Source organism: Streptomyces sp. NPDC001980 (assembly GCF_040296885.1).
Classification (GTDB): domain Bacteria; phylum Actinomycetota; class Actinomycetes; order Streptomycetales; family Streptomycetaceae; genus Streptomyces.
The window spans coordinates 1-18,137 of sequence record NZ_JBEOYD010000019.1 but is presented as its reverse complement, the minus strand read 5'-3'; the positions used below and the strand labels follow the sequence as shown (position 1 = coordinate 18,137).

The window sequence follows — 18,137 nt, the reverse complement described above, 5'->3', positions numbered from 1 at the left end:
CGCCTCCCCGGCGGCGGTCCCGCCCTCGCCGTCTCCACCGCCGTCTCCGCCGCCACCTCCACCGTCGTCACCGCCACCGTCTCCGCCGCCGTCACCTGTCCGGACCGGGGATTTCGATCTCGGCCCAGATGGTCTTGCCGCCGGCCTGGTGGCGGGTGCCCCAGCGGCGGGCGAGCTGGGCGACGAGCAGCAGGCCGCGGCCGCCCTCGTCGTAGGTGCGGGCCCGGCGCAGGTGCGGGGCGGTGCCGCTGCCGTCGGAGACCTCGCAGAGCAGTGTGGTCCCCCGGATCAGCCGCAGCTGGACGGGCGGCTGCCCGTAGCGGATCGCGTTCGTGACGAGCTCGCTGACCACCAGCTCGGCCGTGAACGCCATGTCCGGCAGGTGCCAGTCCTCCAGCCGGGCCAGCACCTGGGCGCGGGCGTCGGCCACCCGGGCCGGGTCGGAGGGCAGGTCCCAGGTGGCGACCCGGTCGGCGTCGAGCGCCCGGGTGCGCGCGAGGAGCAGGGCGACGTCGTCCTGGGGCTGCGCGGGCAGCAGCGTCCGCAGCAGTTCGTCGCACAGTTCCTCCAGCGGCCGGGAGGCGGCCCGGCCGAGGGCACGGCGCAGCCGCGCCAGACCGCCGGCCAGGTCGTGCGTGGCGTCCTGGACCAGGCCGTCGGTGTACAGCGCGAGGAGGCTGCCCGGGGGCAGCACCCGCTCGGCGGTCTCGAAGGGCAGCCCGCCCGCGCCCAGCGGCGGTCCGGGCGGCACGTCGAGGAAGTCCGCCGGGCCGTCCGGGCCGACGACGACGGGTGGCGGATGGCCCGCGCTGGCGGCCGTGCACCGGCGGGAGACCGGGTCGTAGACCACGTACAGACAGGTGGCGATGAGGTCGGTGCAGGCCTCGACGTCGGGTTCGTGCTCCGCGGTGCTCTCCTCCTCGGCCGCGAGGAGGGTGACCAGGTCGTCGAGGTGGGTGAGCAGTTCGTCGGCGGGCAGGTCGACGTCGGCCAGGGTGCGCACGGCGGTCCGCAGCCGTCCCATGGTGGCCGAGGCCCGCAGCCCGTGGCCCACCACGTCGCCCGCCACCAGGGCGACCCGGGCGCCCGAGAGCGGGATCACGTCGAACCAGTCGCCGCCCGGCCCCGCCCGGGTACGGGCCGGCAGGTAGCGGTGGGCCGCCTCGACCGCGTCCTGGGCCGAGAGCCGGCTCGGCAGGAGGCTGCGCTGCAGGGCCAGGGCGGTGCCGCGTTCGAGGGTGTAGCGGCGGGCGTTGTCCACGGCCACGGCGGTGCGCGCGGCGATCTCCTCGGCCAGCAGCAGGTCGTCGTGGGTGAAGGGCTCCGCGCGCCGGTGCCGGACGAGGACCGCCACACCGAGGGTGATGCCGCGGGCGCGCAGCGGAATGACCATGACCGAGTGGATCCCGAACCTGCGGACCACACCCGCCCGCCCGGGATCGGCGAGCTCCCAGTTCCGGATCGCCGCGTCCCCGGTGGTGTGCAGCGAGGACCTGCCGGTGGCCAGGCAGCGGACGGGGGGCGCGGACGCGGGGTAGTCGTCCACGTCTCCCGGCTCGATCACCGCCTCGGGCGCACCGCGCAGCACGGACTGCTGGGCCGCCCGCCGCAGCGGGACCCGGCCCGTCCCGGACGGTTTCGGCTCGACGCCGCGGTACAGGGAGTCGAGCAGGTCGATGGTGATGAAGTCGGCCAGCCGCTCCACCGTGACGTCGGCCATCTCCTGCGCCGTGCGCATCACGTCCAGGGTGCTGCCCACCCGGGCGCTGATGTCGTTGAGCAGCGCGAGCCGCTCCCTGGCCAGGTACTGCTCGCTGACGTCCAGCGCGGAGACCTCCACGTGCCGCACCTGCCCCGCCGGTGTGACGAGCGGGGAGACGGTGACCGACCAGACCCGCTCGGGGCCGTCCGACCGGACCCGGCCCCGGAGGCGGAACTCCTCGGGCTCGCCCGTCGCCAGCACCCGGACCATGCCGTCCGCGACCTGGTGGCACAGGTGCCGCGGCAGGATCTCGGTGACGTGCCGGCCGCGCATCCGCTCCTCGCGCAGGCCGAGTTCGCGCACGGCACCGGCGCTCGCCTTCACGACCCGCAGCGCGGAGTCGTACACCATCAGGGCCAGCCTGCACTGGGCGAACGCCTCGTCCCCGGTCACCCCGTCCGGCTGCGGCGGCTCCGGTGACTCCGGTGACGTCACCACGAGGAGCCGCTGGGCGCGGCCCTCGCCGTCGACCGACGGATACGCCCGCACCCGCACCGGCACGGAGCGGCCGTCCCGGTGCCGGAACAGGGCCGTCGTCGCGGTCCCGCGCAGGGCCGCGAGGCCGTCCCCGGTGCCGCCGTCCGAGGCGACCAGCCTGCTGACGGGGCTGCCGACGGCCTCCTGGCTGGGGTAGCCGAGCAGCCGCTCGGCACCCGCGCTCCATCCCGTCACGACTCCCCGGTCGTCGACGACCGCCGTGGCCGGATCCACCGGATCGGGCGGATCCGCCGGATCCACCGGATCGGGCGGATCCGCCGGGTCCGCCGGGTCCGCCGGGTCCGCCGGATCGGGCGGATCGGGCGGATCGGGCGGATCGCGCGGGACGGGTGGCTCGGGCGGTACGGCGCCGCTCCCGCCGCTCGGGGTGGCATCACGCATGCCGGTCACCGCCCGTTCTGCCGGCCCGTCCGCCCCGGCCCCGGGCGAACGCCGAGGAGGCCATGGGCCCCGGAGCCGACCGGTCTCACCGCGTCGCCCTCACACCTCTCCTCCATCGTCCTTCGCCCACCCCGGCACGTCACCTCCGCACCTCCGCCGCCCTCACCGCGCCCCCGCTCACGAGGCCGGGGCGGAAACGGGAGACGGCCCGGGTACGGGACCCGGGCCGTCGTCCGTGCGGTGCGGTGCCGGCAGCGTCAGGGCTTCTGCTTGACGAGGGCCGGGACGAAGCGCAGGGCGTCCACGGTGCCGACGCCGGTGGCGAGGTCGTAGCCGTTGACGGCCTTGTAGCCGGTCACGCCCTGGTAGCTGTTGTTCGTGCCGTCGTTGACGTCGACGATGCCGGTGAGCTTGGAGCGGTAGGAGGAGAGGTCGTACAGCCGCTTCTGGATGTTGCCGAGGCGGTGGCCGGCGGCCTGGTCGGCGAGGGCGACGATGCCCGCGAAGAGCGGGGTGGCCTCGCTGGTGCCGCCGCTGACGTCCCAGCCGGTGGCGGTCGGGTCGAAGCTGGAGTAGATCCAGGCGCCGCCGTCGACCGCGGCGGACATCGAGATGTCCGGGGTGCCGCGGCGGGTGCCGACCACCTTCTTCACGCCGTTCTGGAAGGACGGGCGGGTGAACACGTGGGACTGGCCGCCACCGCCGGAGCCGTAGTCGTTGTAGACGCTGTCCGGCTTGACGCGGTTGCCCTTGTCGTCGAGGTGGAGCTGGGTGCCGCCGACCGAGGTGACCAGCGGGTCCGAGGAGGGCCAGGAGTTGACGCGCTTCTTGTAGTACGTCTTGCCGTCCGCCTGGAGGTCGGTGGCGCCGCCGTCACCGGAGGCGGCGAGCACGGTGACGTGCTTGCGGTTCGCGTCCTGGAAGGCGTACCGCAGCTTCTTGATGCTGGAGAAGTCACCCTTGGCGAAGCCGGGGAAGGTGTTCTCGGTGGCGCCGAAGCTCTGGCTGATGACGTCGCCGACGCCGTGGTCGATCATGTACTTCTCGGCGTCCATCATCTCCGGCAGACCGGTGGTGCCCTCGGTCTCGGAGACGGCCGTCTCGACGACGACGATCTTCGCGGCGGGCGCCACCGCGTGCGCCATCTCGACGTCCAGGGTGGTCTCGCCGGCCCAGCCGGTCATGTCGGAGTTCTTGGGGTCGAAGGCGGGGACGTGCCCCCACTTGACGACCTTCACCTTGGTGCTGGGCAGACCGAACTGCTTGCTGTAGACGTCGAGGTCGTGCTGGACGGTCGGCGAGCCGTACGAGTCGACGATGACGATGGTGCGGCCCTTGCCCGTGACGCCCTTGCGGTAGAGGGCGTTCAGGTCGTACGCGCTGCGGTACTGGAGCGGGGTGTAGCAGTTGATCTGCCACTTGGCCTGGCACTGCGCGCTGGAGAGCGGGCTGCTCACCCGGTGCGCCAGGGTGTGCCCGACGACGGCCGGTACCGCGAGGGTGTGCGGTGCGGCGGCGGGCGCGGCGGCCGTGAGCGCGGTGGCCGCCAGGGCGGCGACGGACGTGGCAGCCGCGACGCCCCGCCCGGTACGGGCTATCTGCATGGATCCCCCTGTGGTTCGGAGTCTCACGAAGTGATCTCGACGTGGTCTCCGCGCATCACACCGGACAGGTCATGCACAGATCAAGCGCGTTGAACCGACGATGCCGAACCCTTTACCCCGCGTTGTCCCGCCGTTAGCCTTCCCGCCGTCGAGGACAGAACTGGAACCCCGACCGCGGTCTTTCCGTCTTCCCTCGTCGAACAGGACCTCAACTCTCCTTCAACCTCTAGCAAATCGGCCGGAACTTGAGACACACATCACTGAGACCCTGGGCCGTGGCGGCTGCCACGGCCTTCGCGTTCCTCGTCGCACTGGAGGTCGCCGCACGTCACTACGGTCTGCCGGGTCCACTCACCAACCAGGCCCGCGAGGTGATATGCGCCCCGAAGTCCGGCTTCCTGCTGTACGCCGGGCTGGCGTTGACGATGGTGGTGCTCACCTGGCGGCAGCGGTGCGTCGCGCTCGGCGCCGCGATCGGCATCGACCTCGCCTTCGCGGCGGTCCGGTGGGCGACCGGGGCCGGGGTGACCCACGGCCAGCCGTTCGGCAACGGCGCGCTGTGGGTGCTGCTCGGCTGCGGGGTCGTCGCCGTGACCCGCCGCACCGGCCCGGAGCGCGTCCTGCTGCTGAAGGGCGTCGGACTGGGCCTGCTCCTGGTGACCGGCCGCAAGACCGGCGACACCTGGCTGCTCATCACCTCGAAGACCCGCCCGGCGGTGCTCGACCAGTACGTGGCCACCGCCGACCACGCCCTGGGCAACCCCTCGTGGCTGGCGGGCCGGATCGTCACGGCCACCGGCCCGGTCGGCTTCAACCTCCTCGACGTCGTCTACGGCCAGCTCGCCGTGGCGGCGGTCGCCGTCGCGCTGTACCAGCTGCGCGACGTGGCGGCCGACCGCCGCTTCCCGCGCCACCACCTGGTCCGCACCTTCCTGGTGATAGGCCTGCTCGGGCCGGCCGTCTACATGATCTTCCCGGTGGTCGGACCGGTCTTCGCCTACGGCACCGGCGCCGACCACTGGGCGTCGGTCAGCCTCTGGCCGGAGCGGCCGCCGCACGGCGGGCACTGGCCGGTCCCCGACCTGTGGCCGCGCACGGTGCCGCGGATCACCGCCCCGCACCCCGTGTCGTACGACGGGTTCACCCCGCGCAACTGCATGCCCAGCCTGCACACGGCGTGGGCCACCGCGATCTTCGTGCACTCCCGGCGGGGCCCCCGGGCGCTGCGCTGGGCGGGCACGTTCTGGCTGGTCGCCACGGTCACCGCGACGCTGGGCTTCGGCTACCACTACGGCGCGGATCTCCTCGCCGGCGCGGTGTTCGCGCTCACGGTAGAGGCGGCCCTGCGCACGTTCGACCGCGGCTGGGACCGCTCGGGCGTCCGGCTGGTCGCCCACGGTACGGCGGTCTTCGCCGCGCTCCTGGTCTCCTACCGCTGGCTGCCGCTGGAGATGGCCACGCACCGCTGGGTGGCCGGCCCGCTGCTCGTCCTGGCGACGGCCTCGGTGGTCTACGACTACGTGCGGACCGTCAACCACTGGGACCCGCGGCCCGAAGGGGCGCGGCGAACTGCGCGACCAGCCACGACGGCGCCGCAGACGAACGACGGCGCATCGCGGCAATTCCAGCGGAGCGTCTAGGCGGGATACGTGATCACCAGCATGGTGACGCCGTCCGGGGCGGTCCAGGGGCCGTGCGGCATGCCGGGCGGGCGGCAGGCGTACATGCCGGCGGTGAAGGTGCGGTCCAGTGTCAGGTCGTGCAGGGCCCCCTCGACGAGGTAGACCTCCTCCCAGAAGTCGTGGCGGGTCACCCCGTCCGCCGAGGTGTCCGTGCCCGGCGCCCAGCGGACCAGCGCGGTACGGGATCCGCGCTCGGGGTCGTCGGCCAGGACGCGCTCCTCGACCCCCGGACCGGCACCGGCCGGGGTCCGCCACGGTCCGTCGGGGACATGGAACTCCAGCTCCGGCTTGCTCACCGCGCCGCCTCCGGTCTTGATCGCGGGACATCGACCTCCGGGCATACTTCTTGGCTACGGACCGGGTGCGCAACCGCTGCGCGGGACCGGTCCGGCGACGGCGCCGTGCCGGTTCAGGACCCCGTGCCGAGCCACTGCTCGGTCCAGATGACCTTTCCGGCCGGGGTGTAGCGCGTCCCCCAGCGGTCGGCGAACTGGGCCACCAGGAAGAGGCCGCGGCCGCCCTCGTCCATGGTGGCGGCCCGGCGCAGGTGCGGGGAGACGCTGCTGCCGTCGGAGACCTCGCAGATGAGGCAGCGGTCGTGGATCAGGCGTACCCCGACGGGGCCCGTCGCGTGCCGGATGGCGTTGGTGACCAGCTCGCTCAGGATCAGCTCCAGGGTGAACGCCTCCTCCTTCAGGCCCCAGTCCCGCAGCAGGTCGGTGGCCGCGGCCCGGACCCCGGCGACGGCCGAGGGATCGGACGGCACGGTCCAGTACGCGGTGTGCTCGTCGTCCAGCGCCCGGGTGCGGGCGACGAGCAGGGCCACGTCGTCCCGGGACGCCCCGGGCAGCATGGCGTCCATGGCCGCCCGGCACATCTGGTCCGGCGTGCGTCCCACCACGGCCATGGACCGGCGCAGGCGCTCGATGCCCTCGTCGATGTCCTCGCGCCGGTCCTCGATCAGGCCGTCGGTGTAGAGCACGATGCCGCTGCCCTCGGGCAGCTGCACCTCGCTCGTCTCGTACGGCATCCCGCCCAGCCCGAGCGGCGGCCCGGCCGGTACGCCGGGCAGGTGGGCGTCGCCGTCCGGGAGCACGATGATCGGTTCCAGGTGACCCGCCCTGGCCATGGCGCACACCCGGGAGACCGGGTCGTAGATCGCGTACAGGCAGGTGGCGCCCGTGAGGGTGCGGGTGCCGCCTCCGCCGTCCCGGTCCTGGTCGATGCGGGTGACCAACTCGTCGAGGTGCCAGAGGAGTTCGTCGGGCGGCAGGTCGAGCGTCGAGAGGTTGTGCACGGCGGTGCGCAGCTGGCCCATGGTGGCGGCGGCGTGCAGTCCGTGGCCCACGACGTCGCCGACCACGATGGCGACGCGCGCTCCGGGCAGCGGTATCACGTCGAACCAGTCGCCGCCGACGCCGCCCAGCCCCGCCCCGGCCGGCAGGTAGCGGTACGCCACGTCGAGCGCGTTCTGCTCCGGCAGGGCGTGCGGCAGGAGGCTGCGCTGCAGGGTGACCGCCATGGTGCGCTCCCGGGTGAAGCGGCGCGCGTTGTCGATGCTGGTGGCCGCGCGGGCGACCAGCTCCTCCGCGAGTGAGAGGTCCTCCCTGGTGAAGGAGGTCGGCTCCTTGGAACGCCAGAAGGTCGCCACGCCGAGGACCACGCCGCGGGCCCGCAGCGGAGCGGCGATCATGGAGTGGATGCCGTAGGCCACCAGTTGGCGGGCCCGGTCGGGGTCCTGGGCCTGCCAGCCGGAGAAGGCCGCCATGTCGGACTCCAGCACCATCCGCCCGGAACCGAAGCCCTCGCCCTGCGGGGTGAAGGGGTCGAAGTGGATGAGCGCGCCGGGCGGATAGAGCGGCACGCCCTGCCGGATGCCGTGCAGGGCGACCCGGCGCAGCTGGGCCGCGTCCGCCTCGTCCGGTTCCTCGCCGCGCAGCACGGTGTCGGCCAGGTCGACGGTGACGTAGTCGGCGAATCCCGGCACGGCGAACTCCGCCAGTTCCTCGGCGGTGCGGGTCACGTCGAGGGTGGTGCCGATGCGCAGTCCGGCGTCGTACAGCAGCGTGAGCCGTTCCTGGACCACCTCGATCCGGCCGGTCAGCGCGGTGAGTTCGGTGGTGTCCCGCAGGGTGGCGACCCAGCCGCCCGGTCCGGGCGGCCCGTCCGTGGGGCGCTGGCTGACGGCCAGCAGCCGGTCGCCGACCTCGATCACCTCGTCCGTGGCCGGCCTGCCGGACGCGAGGAACTCCTCGGCCCTGGGGGCGATCCCCAGGTCGGTGACGGGCCGGCCGTCCACGTCCGCGGCCAGCCCCAGCAGCCGCCGCGCCTCGTCGTTGACCAGGAGCAGCCGGCCCTGCCGGTCGACGATCAGGACGCCTTCGCGCACCGAGTGCAGAACGGCGTCGTGATGCTCGTACATGCGCGTGATCTGCGCCGGCCCCAGACCGCGCGTCTGGCGGCACAGGCGCCTGCCGATGAGTGCCGTGCCGCTGGTGGCGGCCGCGAGCGCCAGCCCCGTGCCCGTCACGACGAGCGGCACCTGCCGGGCGGCCGCCAGGCTCACCTGGTGGACGGTGATGCCCGCGGAGACCAGCCCGACGACCTTGCCCTCGGCGGTGGTCACGGGCACGACGGTCCGGACGGAGGGGCCGAGCGTCCCGGTCGTCGTCTCGGTGACGGTGCCGCCGCGCTGCGCCGCCCCGATGCTGCCGATGTAGCGGCGGCCGATCTCGGCGGGGTTCGGATGGGTGTAGCGGATGCCCTCGGGGCTCATCACGACGACGAAGTCCACGTGGGTGTGCCGGCGGGTCTCCTCGGCCAACTGCTGGAGCGCGGCCGTCGGATGGGCGCCGGCCAGTTCCTGGCGCACGGTCGGGTCCGCGGCGACGGAGGAGGCTACGGCCTGCGTGCGGTTCCGGGCCTCCCGCTCGGCGTCGGTCCGCGACTGGAGCAGGAGGGCGGCGACCGCCGTCGCCACGAGAACCAGGACGACTCCGACCTGCAGAAGGAACATCTGACCGGCAACGCTGCGTATCCCGTACGAGGACCGCAGCTGCCGGAGCATATGGCGCATAGGGCTCATATAACACCAAACCGGCAAGGCTCCATCACCCCCGGGCCGCATCCGTTCATGCCGCCGGCGCGCTCCGCGTCCGGGCGGCTACGACACGTGAGCTGACGGCGCCGCGCGCCGTCAGCCCCCCTCCCGCGGGATCCACTCGCTGCCGCCCAGCGGGTAGTCGTAGCCCGGGCGGCCCGCGTCGCCGCTGGTGCGGAAGGCGGTGCCGGCGTTGTCGACGTGGACGGTGCCGCGGCGGCTGCCGCTGGACCAGTCCAGGGTGAGGTCCCAGCGGACGTCGTGGGCCTTGGTGCGGGCGAAGACGTAGAAGACCTCCGGGTCGGACTCGCTGACCTTGTACGGGAAGTCGCGCTGGCCGTTCTTGGCGGTGACCATGGGGCTGCCGTTGTCGAGGTCGATGTCGAACGACTTGGTCCCGACGCCACCGCCGCAGCCGACGCCCATCGAGTAGTCGTTCCAGGCGAGCGGTGCGCCCTTGCTGAGCACGCGCACGTGCAGCGCCTCCAGGACGACGGTCTCCGTGCCGGTGCCCTGGACGGTGAGGGCGATCTCCTGTTCGCCCGAGGACACCGCCCCGTACGCCGCGGCCCAGCGCGGGGCGTCCTGCTCGCTCGCCGGCGGGCCGACCTGCGCGGGTTCGCTGTCGACGAGGAAGTGCTGGCTGCACGGGTCGTCGTAGACGTACGGACGCGTGTTGACGGTGAGCGGGACGGCGGTGCCGGTGGTGCCGCCGTCGGTGTCCTGGGCTCCGCCGCCCTGCTTGCCGTCGTCCGCCGAACCGCCGGAGCCGGTCCCCGCGGACTCGGTGGGGGTGGCGGAGGCCGATGCGGAGGGCTTGCGTCCGGTCGCACTCGGGGGCGGGGAGAGGAACGTCTTCCCGGTATCCGGTGTACCGCTGACGGCGGCGGCGTCGCCGGCCGCCTGCTGGTCGCCCGCGCCGCCGTGCCCGCCGCCGAGCGACAGCTGCGCGGCGAACACGACGGCCCCCAGCACGGCGGCCACCGCGACGGAGGCGATCAGTGCGGTACGGCGCCGACGCGGCGCCGCGGGCTCCCGCGGCAGGTCGACGACGACCGGCTCACCGCCGTCGCCGACTCCGGGCGCGTCGGAGCCGACGGCGACCGGCTCACCGCCGTCGCCAGGTCCGGGTGACGCAGTGGCATCGGCCTTCTGCGGCGCACCCGTCGCCGTGGCCTGGTCCGCCCGGCTCCCCCGTGCCGCGTCCGCCAGGATCCAGCGCCGGTGCAGCTCCACCAGCTCCTCCGGCGTCGCCCGGCAGAGCCGTGCGAGGCGCTCCACCGGTGCGTACTCGACGGGCACCGCCGTGCCGTTGCAGTACCGGTGCAGCGTCGACGTGCTCATGTGCAGCCGCTTGGCGAGCACCCCGTAGCTGAGCCCCGAGCGGTCCTTGAGCTCGCGCAGCAGCAGCGCGAACGCCTCCGTCGCGTCGGCCCCTGTTGCCCCTGACACCCGTTCCCCCATCCCCTCGCGTTCCAGTCCCACGTTCCAGGGCCACGGTGTTCGCCCTGGTCGGAGCCCGTTTCCGCGTTCCAGTGTCCCCAACTGCCCGCCGTGCCTGGCAGTTGGGACAGATCGCCGCGCAGGCTTCGGTCATCCAATCACCACCGCCACCCGAACACCGAAGGGGCACGTCCACATGTCCAGCCTCCGCACCTCCCGCATCCGTCTCGCCGGCGCCGCCACGACCGTCGCACTCGCCGCGCTGTCCCTGACCGCGTGCAACGACGGCACGGGCGTCCACGCCGAGAGCGTCGCGGCCACCACCCCCACCGCGCACGCCTCTTCCTCCGCTCCGTCCTCCGTTCCGTCCTCCGGCTCCGCCACCTCCGCCCCGGAGGCCGGGACCACCACCGGCACGCCGAAGTCCGCCGCGGGCACCCCCGCCGCGAAGGCGCCCACCTCGGCCGGCAAGCCGGTCACCTGTGAGGGGTCCAACACCAAGACGGTCGCGGCCCCGCTGAACCGCCCGGTGAACCACATGCTCCTCACGGTGACCAACACCGGCAGCAGGACCTGCTACCTCTACTTCTACCCGGCCGTCCGCTTCGGCGAGGCCCAGTCCGTCCCCCCGGTGATCGAGGACTCGCAGCCGCAGGCCGTCGTCACGCTCGCGCCGGGCGAGTCCGGCTACGCCTCGGTGAACCTGTCCGCCACCGACGGCAGCGGCACGAACGGCCACACCGTCAACTCCCTGGACGTCTACTTCCACGGCCGCTCCGGCAACGAGAGCGTCGGCACGGGCGCCCACCCGTCGCTGCCCGCGAAGGGCGTCTACGTCGACGACTCGCTCAAGGTCACGTACTGGCAGCAGTCGATGGACGACGCCATCAACTGGTGACGAACGCACCGGCACTCGTTCGCAGCACCGGCCCTCGGACCGCCCCGGCAGGAAGGTGACCCGCCATGCGCAGCACCCGCAGGATCTCCCGCTTCGTGACCGCCTATCTCCGCGCCGCCTTCCAGGTCGTCGTCCTGGGCGGCACGGACAACCTGCCACAGGCCGCGGCGGTCCGCCGCCGCGGGTAGGCCGGACGGAACGCGGGAACGCCTACCAACCGATCTCGGCCGCCAGGAAGGGCGCGTCCTCCGGTGCCTCCTTGCGGGCCCGCAGGATCCGCTCGGCGGGTGCGCCGGCCGGGACGCGCAGCGGGGGTTCGGGATGTTCGATCGTGTCGGCCACCGTGGCTGCCACCTCCTCGGGGGTGACGAGTTCGCCGCGGAGCACGGGCAGCGCCGCGGCGAGCGGGGCGTAGGGATCGTCCTCCCCCAGGAACACCCTGGCGCGCTCGGCGCCGCCCGAGGAGACCGCGCCGGGCTGTACGACGCTCACTCTGACGCCGAAGTGGCCCGTCTCCAGGGCGAGCGTCTCGGCGAGCGCCTCCAGCGCCCATTTGCTGGCGCCGTAGGGACCGATCAGGGGGAGCACCAGGCGCCCCTGGATGCTGGAGACGAAGACGAGACGGCCCGCCCTCCTCTCCCGCATGGCGGGCAGCACGGCCTGGGTCACCCGCAGCGCACCCAGGGTGTTGAGCTGGAAGAGCCGCTCGACCTCCGCGAGCGGGACGCTCTCCAGGGGCGCGCGGATGGTGTCGCCGGCGTTGCTGACCAGGACGTCGATGTCACCGGCGGCCCGGACGGCCTCGTCGACACTCTCCTGGTCGGTGACGTCGAGGCGCAGCCGCCGGTCGACGGGGAGGTCGGCCAGGGTCTCCGGCCGGCGGGCGGTGGCGACCACCCGGTGGCCCCGGCCCGCCAGCTCGACGGCGATGGCCCGGCCGATGCCTCTGGACGCACCGGTGATGAGCACGGACGACGACATGATGCGCCTCGTCTTTCGTGGATATCGGCTGCGTGGAAATCGGCTGCGTGGATGACGGCTGCGTGGCCGGTGGCTCAGGCGGTGGCCTTGTCGCCGACGAGGTTGCCCCTCATGAGCCACGTCGGGCCCTCGGCGTACGCGCCGGCCTCGGCGAAGAACGCGGCGAAGTACGGGCCGGCGGCGTGCGCCTCGAACGCGTCGACGTCCGCGTAGACCTCGTTCAGGTAGAAGACGTCCGGGTTCTCCTCGTCCGCGATGACCTCGAAGCGATGGGAGCCGGGCTCGTTCGCGAGAGAGTCACGAGCGGTCCTGCGGGCCGCCCGGACGAAGTCGTCGCGGCGGTCCGGCCGGACGGTGAAGGAAACGAGGAACTGGTACATGGGCCGCTCTCCTCACGGTCGACACAGTCCAGCCCGCTGGTTCAGTGACTGAACTGCTCCTGGTGAACACCGTAGCATCGCCAGTTCAGTGAGTGAACCGCCGCTGGTAGCATTGCGGGCATGACCCTCCCCAACACCTACGCGGACGGGAACTGCCCCCTCGCACGCACGCTGGAGGTCGTCGGAGAGCGGTGGACGCTCCTGATCGTCCGCGACGCGTTCTACGGGGTGCGCAGGTTCGGCGACTTCGCCACCCAGCTCGGGATCCCGCGGGCCGTCCTGACCAGCCGGCTGAAGTCGCTGGTCCAGGAGGGCGTGCTCAGCCGCGAGAGCGACGGGGCCGCCGGCGTCGAGTACCGGCTGACGGACAAGGGCGTCGCGCTGTGGCCGGCCGTGCGCGCCCTGATGAACTGGGGCGAGGCCTTCTACTCCCCGAACGGGGTCAAGCGCCTCCTCCGGCACGACCTGGACGGCGGACTCCTCGACCCCGAAGGGCGCTGCCGGGACTGCGGTACGGCCGTCCCGGTCCCGGAGATCCGGATCGAACCCGGCCCCGGCCACCGGCCGGCAGGCACCGGCGGCGACCCCGTCTCCGACGCGATCAACACCCCACGACGGCTCCTTCAGCCGATCACGCCGGCCTCCGCGCGCGACTGAGCCGACTCGATGCCACGGGGTGTCACCGGAGGGCGACAGGTCGTGACGTGTGCCTAAAGTGGGCAGGTGACGGGCGTTTCCCCGTGGGCGCGGGTGGGCCGCAGGCTCCGGGTGCAGGGGCCGACGGCGGCCCGGATCCTGGTGATCGCGGTGCTCTGCTGGCAGACGGCGCTGTGGGCCGGTGCCGACCAGCCGCCGGTGTTCGCCGCCATCGTTCCGCTGCTGTGCCTGCGCGGTGATTCCGCCTCGTCCCTGACGGCACTGCTGCTGAGGATCCTCGGCGTGATGGCCGGCGTGGCCCTGGGCGTCATCGTGGTCGGCCTCTTCCGGCCGAGCACGCTCGTCCTCGCCGTCGTGATCGGGCTGGCCCTGCTCTGCGGGACCGTGATCAGTTCCGGGACGACGCTGAACGTGCAGGTCGCCGTGACCTCGCTGCTGGTCTTCGCCAACCCCTCGCCGGAGTCGTACGGCGTCGCCCGGCTGTGGGAGAACGCGCTGGGCGGTGCCGTCACCGCCGTCCTCGCTCCGGTGCTCTGGCCGCGGGACCCCCGCAGGGAGGTGGCGGCGCTGGCCCGGGAGTGCGCGGACGGTCTCACGGAGGGCCTCGTGGACAGCACGCGCGCGATCGGGTCACCGGACGCGGCCCGCGCGAACCGGGCGGCGACACAGGCGGCGGCGGACCGGCTGCGCGGCTACGGGATACAGGCCCGGGAGGCGGAGAAGGCCATGCGGTTCAATCCGCTGCGGCGGCGCCACCGCGCCGAGGTGACCGAACTGGGCGACCGGATCGACCTCGCCGTCCGGGCAGTGCCCCAACTCCTCTCCCTGGCCGCCGAGGCCGAGTTCTTCAGCGTGCGCGACGGGCCCGCCCCGGCGCTCTCCCGGGCCCGGGCCGCTCTCCTCCCGGTCGCCGAGGCCACCGGGCGCGCCCTGCAGGCGATCCTCGCGGGGCGGGATCCGCGCGCCGACACGGCCGCCGCCCGCGCCGGACTGGCCCGGTACGCCGAGGCCGACAGGGAGCCGATGGCCGTGGTGCTCCGCAGGCCGTTCAGCAGGATCCTCGACCTCTGCGACAGCTCCCGGAGCTGACCTTCACGACGTGCGGCCCGGGCGCCCGGCAGGCTCCCGAGGACAGATCCGGCCGGGCGCAGGAGGATGGAGGTGATGGAGTGTGCCGAGTACGTCGGAGGCAACCATGGGCGCGGTTCTCGGTGACGTCCTGGGTTTCGCGGCCGCCGTCGCGGTCAGCCCGCTCCCGATCATCGCGATCATCCTGATCCTCGCCACGCCCCGGGGACGCCTCAACGGCGTCCTCTTCACCGTCGGCTGGATCCTGGGGCTCGCGGTGCTGGGCGCGATCATGCTGGCGATCGCCTCCCCCGCGCACGCCTCCGCGCACAGCCACCCGGCCACCTGGGTGGGCGCCCTCAAGCTCGCCCTTGGCCTGTTCCTCGTCGTCTTCGGTGCCCTGCAGTGGCACCGGCGCCCGAGGGACCCCTCACAGGCCCGGCTGCCGAAGTGGATGAGCGCCATCGACCGCCTCACCCCGGTCAAGGTCTTCGCACTGGGAGTGGCCCTGGCCGCGCTCAACGCGAAGAACGCCCCGCTGACGATCGCCGCGGGCGCCGCGATCGGCTCGGCCGGACTGCCGGTGGGGCAGCAGATCGGGGCCCTGGCGGTCTTCGTCGTGATCGCCACCCTCGGTCTGCTCGTCCCACTGGGGGTTTTCCTGCTCGGGGGCGAGCGGGCCAGGACCACGCTCGGCAACTGGAAGGACTGGGCGGCTCAGCACAACGTGGCCGTGATGGCGGTCCTGTTCTTCGTCCTCGGGCTGAAGCTGCTGGGAGACGGCATCTCGGTCCTCACCTCCTGACAGCCGGGTGGCAGAACGCTGTCACGCTCACCAGTAGTGACGTCGGCCGGCGACCGCGTGCCCCATGGATCCCATGATCCAGAAGACGGCCCCGACGACGAGCAGAATGATGCCCAGCGTCCACAGGATCGCTATGCCCGTGAAGAATCCGACGACGAGCAGGATGATGCCGAGAGCAATCATGACCGTACCTCCTAGTGCGTTCCATGAGCTCTGTGATCTCTGTCGGGTTGCCGGGTTCCCCGGAGCGGTGAGGTCATTCCGGAGGCGGTCGAGCAGGTGACGGGAAAATCGAAATAGGTGTCCGGATGAGGTTCGTCTTTCAGCGTGTAGTGCCACCACTCGCACGCGTACGAGCCGAAACCGGAGGCCGCCATGACCGAGCGCAGACACTGCCGGTTCGCCGCCTCGGCCCGCGTGATCCCCTGCGCTCCGTGATGTGAGATCGAATCCATCAGGTCATGGCCGCCGCCCATGGCAGCGAGGTCACCCGTGGCCAGGTGGTACAGGGTCAGGTCGACGGTGCTTCCCCGGCTGTGGCCCGACCTGGCGGCCACGTATCCCCTGTCGAACATCTGGGCCCTGTCGATGTTCGGATAGTGCCGCGGTTTCGTCCGGCCGTCCTCCGGCTGCTGTGACCAGCGCAGAAAGCAGTCCACGGCGCGTTGCGGGCGGTAACCAACTGCGGATGCCCGACCCCGAAGCCGTCCCCGGGGCTCTGCGGCAGCCAGCCGGCGTCCCGGAGCCCGCCGGTCACGTGGGCGCCGACCGGGTCGGCGGGCCCGCCGGACAGGTAGGCCGGCGTGAAGCGCTCCAGCCGCGGCACCGGGCGGTGCAGGACGAGCCCGGCACCGACCAGCCGCCGGCCGTCGAACCAGCCGAGGGACTCGTTGCGCCACTCGGTCTTGACGCGGCCCCACGCCGGGGTCTGCAGGAAGCTGACGGACCGCTGTGCCCGCACGAACGCCAGGTGCTCGGTGGCGCTGATCGGCCCGACGCTCAGCCGCCCGTCCGCGGCCCGGGCGCCTCGGTGGTGCGCGGTCGGGCCCGGTGGTCCGCCGGCCGCACCGGCCGCTGTTCGTGCTGGTTCGCTGTAGGACATGCCTCCAGCCAAGGCGGCGCGGTGTTGCCGGCGCGTATGCGGATTCCGATACGCCGGCCATAGGTGCCGGCTCGTAGCCTCGATGGCATGCGTGTGCTGATCGTGGAGGACGAGCCCTATCTGGCGGAGGCCATCCGCGACGGCCTGCGCCTGGAGGCGATCGCCGCCGACATCGCGGGGGACGGCGGTACGGCGCTGGAACTGCTGGGCGTCAACAGCTACGACATCGCCGTCCTCGACCGCGACATCCCCGGACCGTCGGGGGACGAGATCGCCCGGCGCATCGTCGCCTCCGGCAGCGGGATGCCGATCCTCATGCTCACCGCGGCCGACCGCCTCGACGACAAGGCGTCCGGCTTCGAACTCGGCGCCGACGACTACCTCACGAAACCCTTCGAGCTCCAGGAACTGGCGCTCAGGCTCCGAGCGCTCGACCGCAGACGCGCCCACAGCAGGCCCCCCGTACGGGAGATCGCGGGACTGCGGCTGGACCCGTTCCGCAGGGAGGTCTACCGGGACGGGCAGTATGTCGCGCTGACCCGGAAGCAGTTCGCCGTCCTCGAAGTCCTCGTCGGCGCCGAAGGTGGAGTCGTCAGCGCCGAGGAACTCCTGGAACGCGCGTGGGACGCGAACGCCGACCCGTTCACCAACGCCGTGCGCATCACCGTCTCGGCGCTGCGCAAGCGGCTCGGCGAACCCTGGATCATCGCCACCGTCCCCGGCGCCGGATACCGCATCGACACGCAGCAGGACACCGGACGCACGGGAAGGTGAGGAAGCCGGTTCGCGGGGTCAGTTCACGGTGAAGGAGTAGTCGTAGGTGACCAGCTGGATGCCGGAGCGGGTCGTCGCGTAGACCTGGAGGTCGTAGGGACCGGCCGAGTCCGGAGTCCAGTCGATGCGCGCGGTGCCGTCGGCTCCCGCGGCGACCGTGACCTCAGGCTCCGCGTTGAAGGTGTACGTGTAGCTGACGACGCCCTTCACCTTCGGCGTGAACGTGAAGGTGCCCGGGACGCCCGCACCGCCGCCGGAACCGTTCTCGGGGTAGACGTCGGAGGCGACGGTGGGTGTCGTGTCGTAGTCGATGTCCCAGAACGCCGGATCACTGACCCAGCCGTTGGCGCTCCTGCTGGTCACCTCGACATGCTCGCCGTTGATGCCGTCCATGGTGAGCTCCGTCGTCGCGGTGCCGTCGGCCGCCGCCGCGACGTCGAAGGTCTTGTCGCCGCCCGGGCCGTTGATGGTGTGCACGGAGTAGCTGACGACCGGGCTCTTCGACTGGAGCGCGGCGTCGGGCCGGAGCGTGAACGTGGTCGTGTCGCCGAACTCGGGCGACGGGTCGGCCGGGGTGATGGTGGGCGGCGTGGGACTGACGTAGAACCGGTAGCTGGTGGCTTCCGACGGGTTGAGGGCCCGGTCGAGGCTGCGCACCCACAGGGTCACGGCGCCAGGAATTAAGGAGAGTTGAGGGAACCGCAGCGCCCCGAAGGGGCGCGGGGAACTGCGCGACCAGCCACGACGGCGCCGCAGTCGGCAGACGGCATGTCGGAGCGCTCAGTTCTGCTCGACCTGCAGATGGATCGGACCCCGAAGAACGGGGCTGCGCCGGTACGGCGGCGGGTCGGTGACCAGGGTGGGGCCGTCGAGGCGGCGGACCAGTTCGGTCAGCGCGATCTGGGCTTCGCGGCGGGCCAGTGGGCCGCCGAAGCAGAGGTGGATGCCGCTGCCGAAGCCGAGGTGCTGGTTGTCCGGCCGGTCGGGGTCGAAGCGGTCCGG

General features: G+C 72.7%; 17 protein-coding genes and 2 pseudogenes. 7 read left to right on the top strand and 12 right to left on the bottom strand.

Translation table 11 applies throughout. The features are described 5' to 3' along the window. Positions 1-91: 91 nt before the first annotated feature. Together ABT137_RS27205 and ABT137_RS27200 are read right to left on the bottom strand one after the other, a co-directional pair. Positions 92-2,641, bottom strand: a complete 2,550-nt coding sequence (locus ABT137_RS27205) for an ATP-binding SpoIIE family protein phosphatase (RefSeq protein ID WP_351713335.1) — start codon at positions 2,639-2,641, stop codon at positions 92-94. Between the two features lie 257 nt (positions 2,642-2,898). Next, entirely contained in the window at positions 2,899-4,245 is a 1,347-nt protein-coding gene (locus ABT137_RS27200) for a S53 family peptidase (protein WP_351713333.1), read from the bottom strand. Between the two features lie 275 nt (positions 4,246-4,520). Between ABT137_RS27200 and ABT137_RS27195 the strand changes: the two genes are divergently transcribed. Beyond that, entirely contained in the window at positions 4,521-5,885 is a 1,365-nt protein-coding gene (locus ABT137_RS27195) for a phosphatase PAP2 family protein (protein ID WP_351713331.1), read from the top strand. On the opposite strand, the gene ABT137_RS27190 is transcribed toward ABT137_RS27195, so the two are convergent. The 3 genes from ABT137_RS27190 to ABT137_RS27180 all read right to left on the bottom strand — a co-directional run bounded on the left by ABT137_RS27190 (position 5,882) and on the right by ABT137_RS27180 (position 10,479). Further along, the gene (locus ABT137_RS27190) at positions 5,882-6,223 is read right to left on the bottom strand and encodes a cupin domain-containing protein (RefSeq protein WP_351713329.1); all 342 of its coding nucleotides are present in this window, start codon (positions 6,221-6,223) and stop codon (positions 5,882-5,884) included. The two genes, ABT137_RS27195 and ABT137_RS27190, sit on opposite strands and share 4 nt — an antisense overlap. 113 nt (positions 6,224-6,336) lie before the next feature. Continuing rightward, positions 6,337-9,003, bottom strand: coding sequence for a SpoIIE family protein phosphatase (locus tag ABT137_RS27185; RefSeq protein WP_351713327.1), 2,667 nt, complete (start codon positions 9,001-9,003; stop codon positions 6,337-6,339). 120 nt (positions 9,004-9,123) lie between these two features. Continuing rightward, positions 9,124-10,479, bottom strand: a complete 1,356-nt coding sequence (locus ABT137_RS27180) for a helix-turn-helix domain-containing protein (protein WP_502984582.1) — start codon at positions 10,477-10,479, stop codon at positions 9,124-9,126. Between the two features lie 187 nt (positions 10,480-10,666). On the opposite strand from ABT137_RS27180, the gene ABT137_RS27175 reads away from it, so the two are divergent. Together ABT137_RS27175 and ABT137_RS27170 are read left to right on the top strand one after the other, a co-directional pair. Beyond that, positions 10,667-11,368 (top strand): DUF4232 domain-containing protein, encoded by a 702-nt coding sequence (locus tag ABT137_RS27175; RefSeq protein ID WP_351713323.1) that lies wholly within the window; start codon positions 10,667-10,669, stop codon positions 11,366-11,368. A gap of 65 nt (positions 11,369-11,433) precedes the next feature. Further along, entirely contained in the window at positions 11,434-11,556 is a 123-nt protein-coding gene (locus ABT137_RS27170) for a hypothetical protein (protein WP_351713321.1), read from the top strand. 22 nt (positions 11,557-11,578) lie between these two features. Here ABT137_RS27170 and ABT137_RS27165 read toward each other — a convergent pair whose 3' ends face one another. Then, the gene (locus ABT137_RS27165) at positions 11,579-12,349 is read right to left on the bottom strand and encodes an SDR family oxidoreductase (RefSeq protein ID WP_351713319.1); all 771 of its coding nucleotides are present in this window, start codon (positions 12,347-12,349) and stop codon (positions 11,579-11,581) included. 74 nt (positions 12,350-12,423) lie between these two features. Next, positions 12,424-12,729, bottom strand: a complete 306-nt coding sequence (locus ABT137_RS27160; RefSeq protein ID WP_351713317.1) for a putative quinol monooxygenase — start codon at positions 12,727-12,729, stop codon at positions 12,424-12,426. 120 nt (positions 12,730-12,849) lie between these two features. On the opposite strand from ABT137_RS27160, the gene ABT137_RS27155 reads away from it, so the two are divergent. The 3 genes from ABT137_RS27155 (at position 12,850) to ABT137_RS27145 (ending at position 15,259) form a co-directional block, all read left to right on the top strand. Next, entirely contained in the window at positions 12,850-13,386 is a 537-nt protein-coding gene (locus ABT137_RS27155; protein WP_351713315.1) for a winged helix-turn-helix transcriptional regulator, read from the top strand. A 66-nt stretch (positions 13,387-13,452) separates the two neighbouring features. Then, a complete protein-coding gene (locus ABT137_RS27150) occupies positions 13,453-14,475 on the top strand; it encodes an FUSC family protein (protein WP_351713313.1) in 1,023 nt (340 codons plus the stop codon). A 106-nt stretch (positions 14,476-14,581) separates the two neighbouring features. Beyond that, positions 14,582-15,259 (top strand): GAP family protein, encoded by a 678-nt coding sequence (locus ABT137_RS27145; RefSeq protein ID WP_351713311.1) that lies wholly within the window; start codon positions 14,582-14,584, stop codon positions 15,257-15,259. 27 nt (positions 15,260-15,286) lie between these two features. Here the strand turns inward: ABT137_RS27145 and ABT137_RS27140 are convergent, their stop codons facing one another. From ABT137_RS27140 to ABT137_RS27130, 3 genes and pseudogenes are all read right to left on the bottom strand, one after another. Continuing rightward, positions 15,287-15,442 carry a DUF6131 family protein gene (locus ABT137_RS27140; protein WP_351713309.1) on the bottom strand — a complete coding sequence of 52 codons (156 nt, stop codon included), beginning with the start codon at positions 15,440-15,442 and terminating at the stop codon, positions 15,287-15,289. A gap of 11 nt (positions 15,443-15,453) precedes the next feature. After that, positions 15,454-15,939 (bottom strand): annotated as a pseudogene (locus ABT137_RS27135) (M15 family metallopeptidase); the annotation flags it as partial. 2 nt (positions 15,940-15,941) lie between these two features. Next, a pseudogene (locus tag ABT137_RS27130) lies at positions 15,942-16,361 on the bottom strand (peptidoglycan bridge formation glycyltransferase FemA/FemB family protein); the annotation flags it as partial. 87 nt (positions 16,362-16,448) lie between these two features. Between ABT137_RS27130 and ABT137_RS27125 the strand changes: the two are divergent. Then, positions 16,449-17,135 carry a response regulator transcription factor gene (locus ABT137_RS27125; RefSeq protein WP_351713307.1) on the top strand — a complete coding sequence of 229 codons (687 nt, stop codon included), beginning with the start codon at positions 16,449-16,451 and terminating at the stop codon, positions 17,133-17,135. Positions 17,136-17,153: 18 nt separating this feature from the next. Here ABT137_RS27125 and ABT137_RS27120 read toward each other — a convergent pair whose 3' ends face one another. Continuing rightward, positions 17,154-17,804: a hypothetical protein gene (locus tag ABT137_RS27120; RefSeq protein ID WP_351713305.1), complete on the bottom strand. Its 651-nt coding sequence runs from the start codon at positions 17,802-17,804 to the stop codon at positions 17,154-17,156. A gap of 111 nt (positions 17,805-17,915) precedes the next feature. Continuing rightward, positions 17,916-18,137 (bottom strand): cytochrome P450 (locus ABT137_RS27115; protein WP_351713303.1); only part of this gene is annotated, 222 nt, incomplete at its 5' end.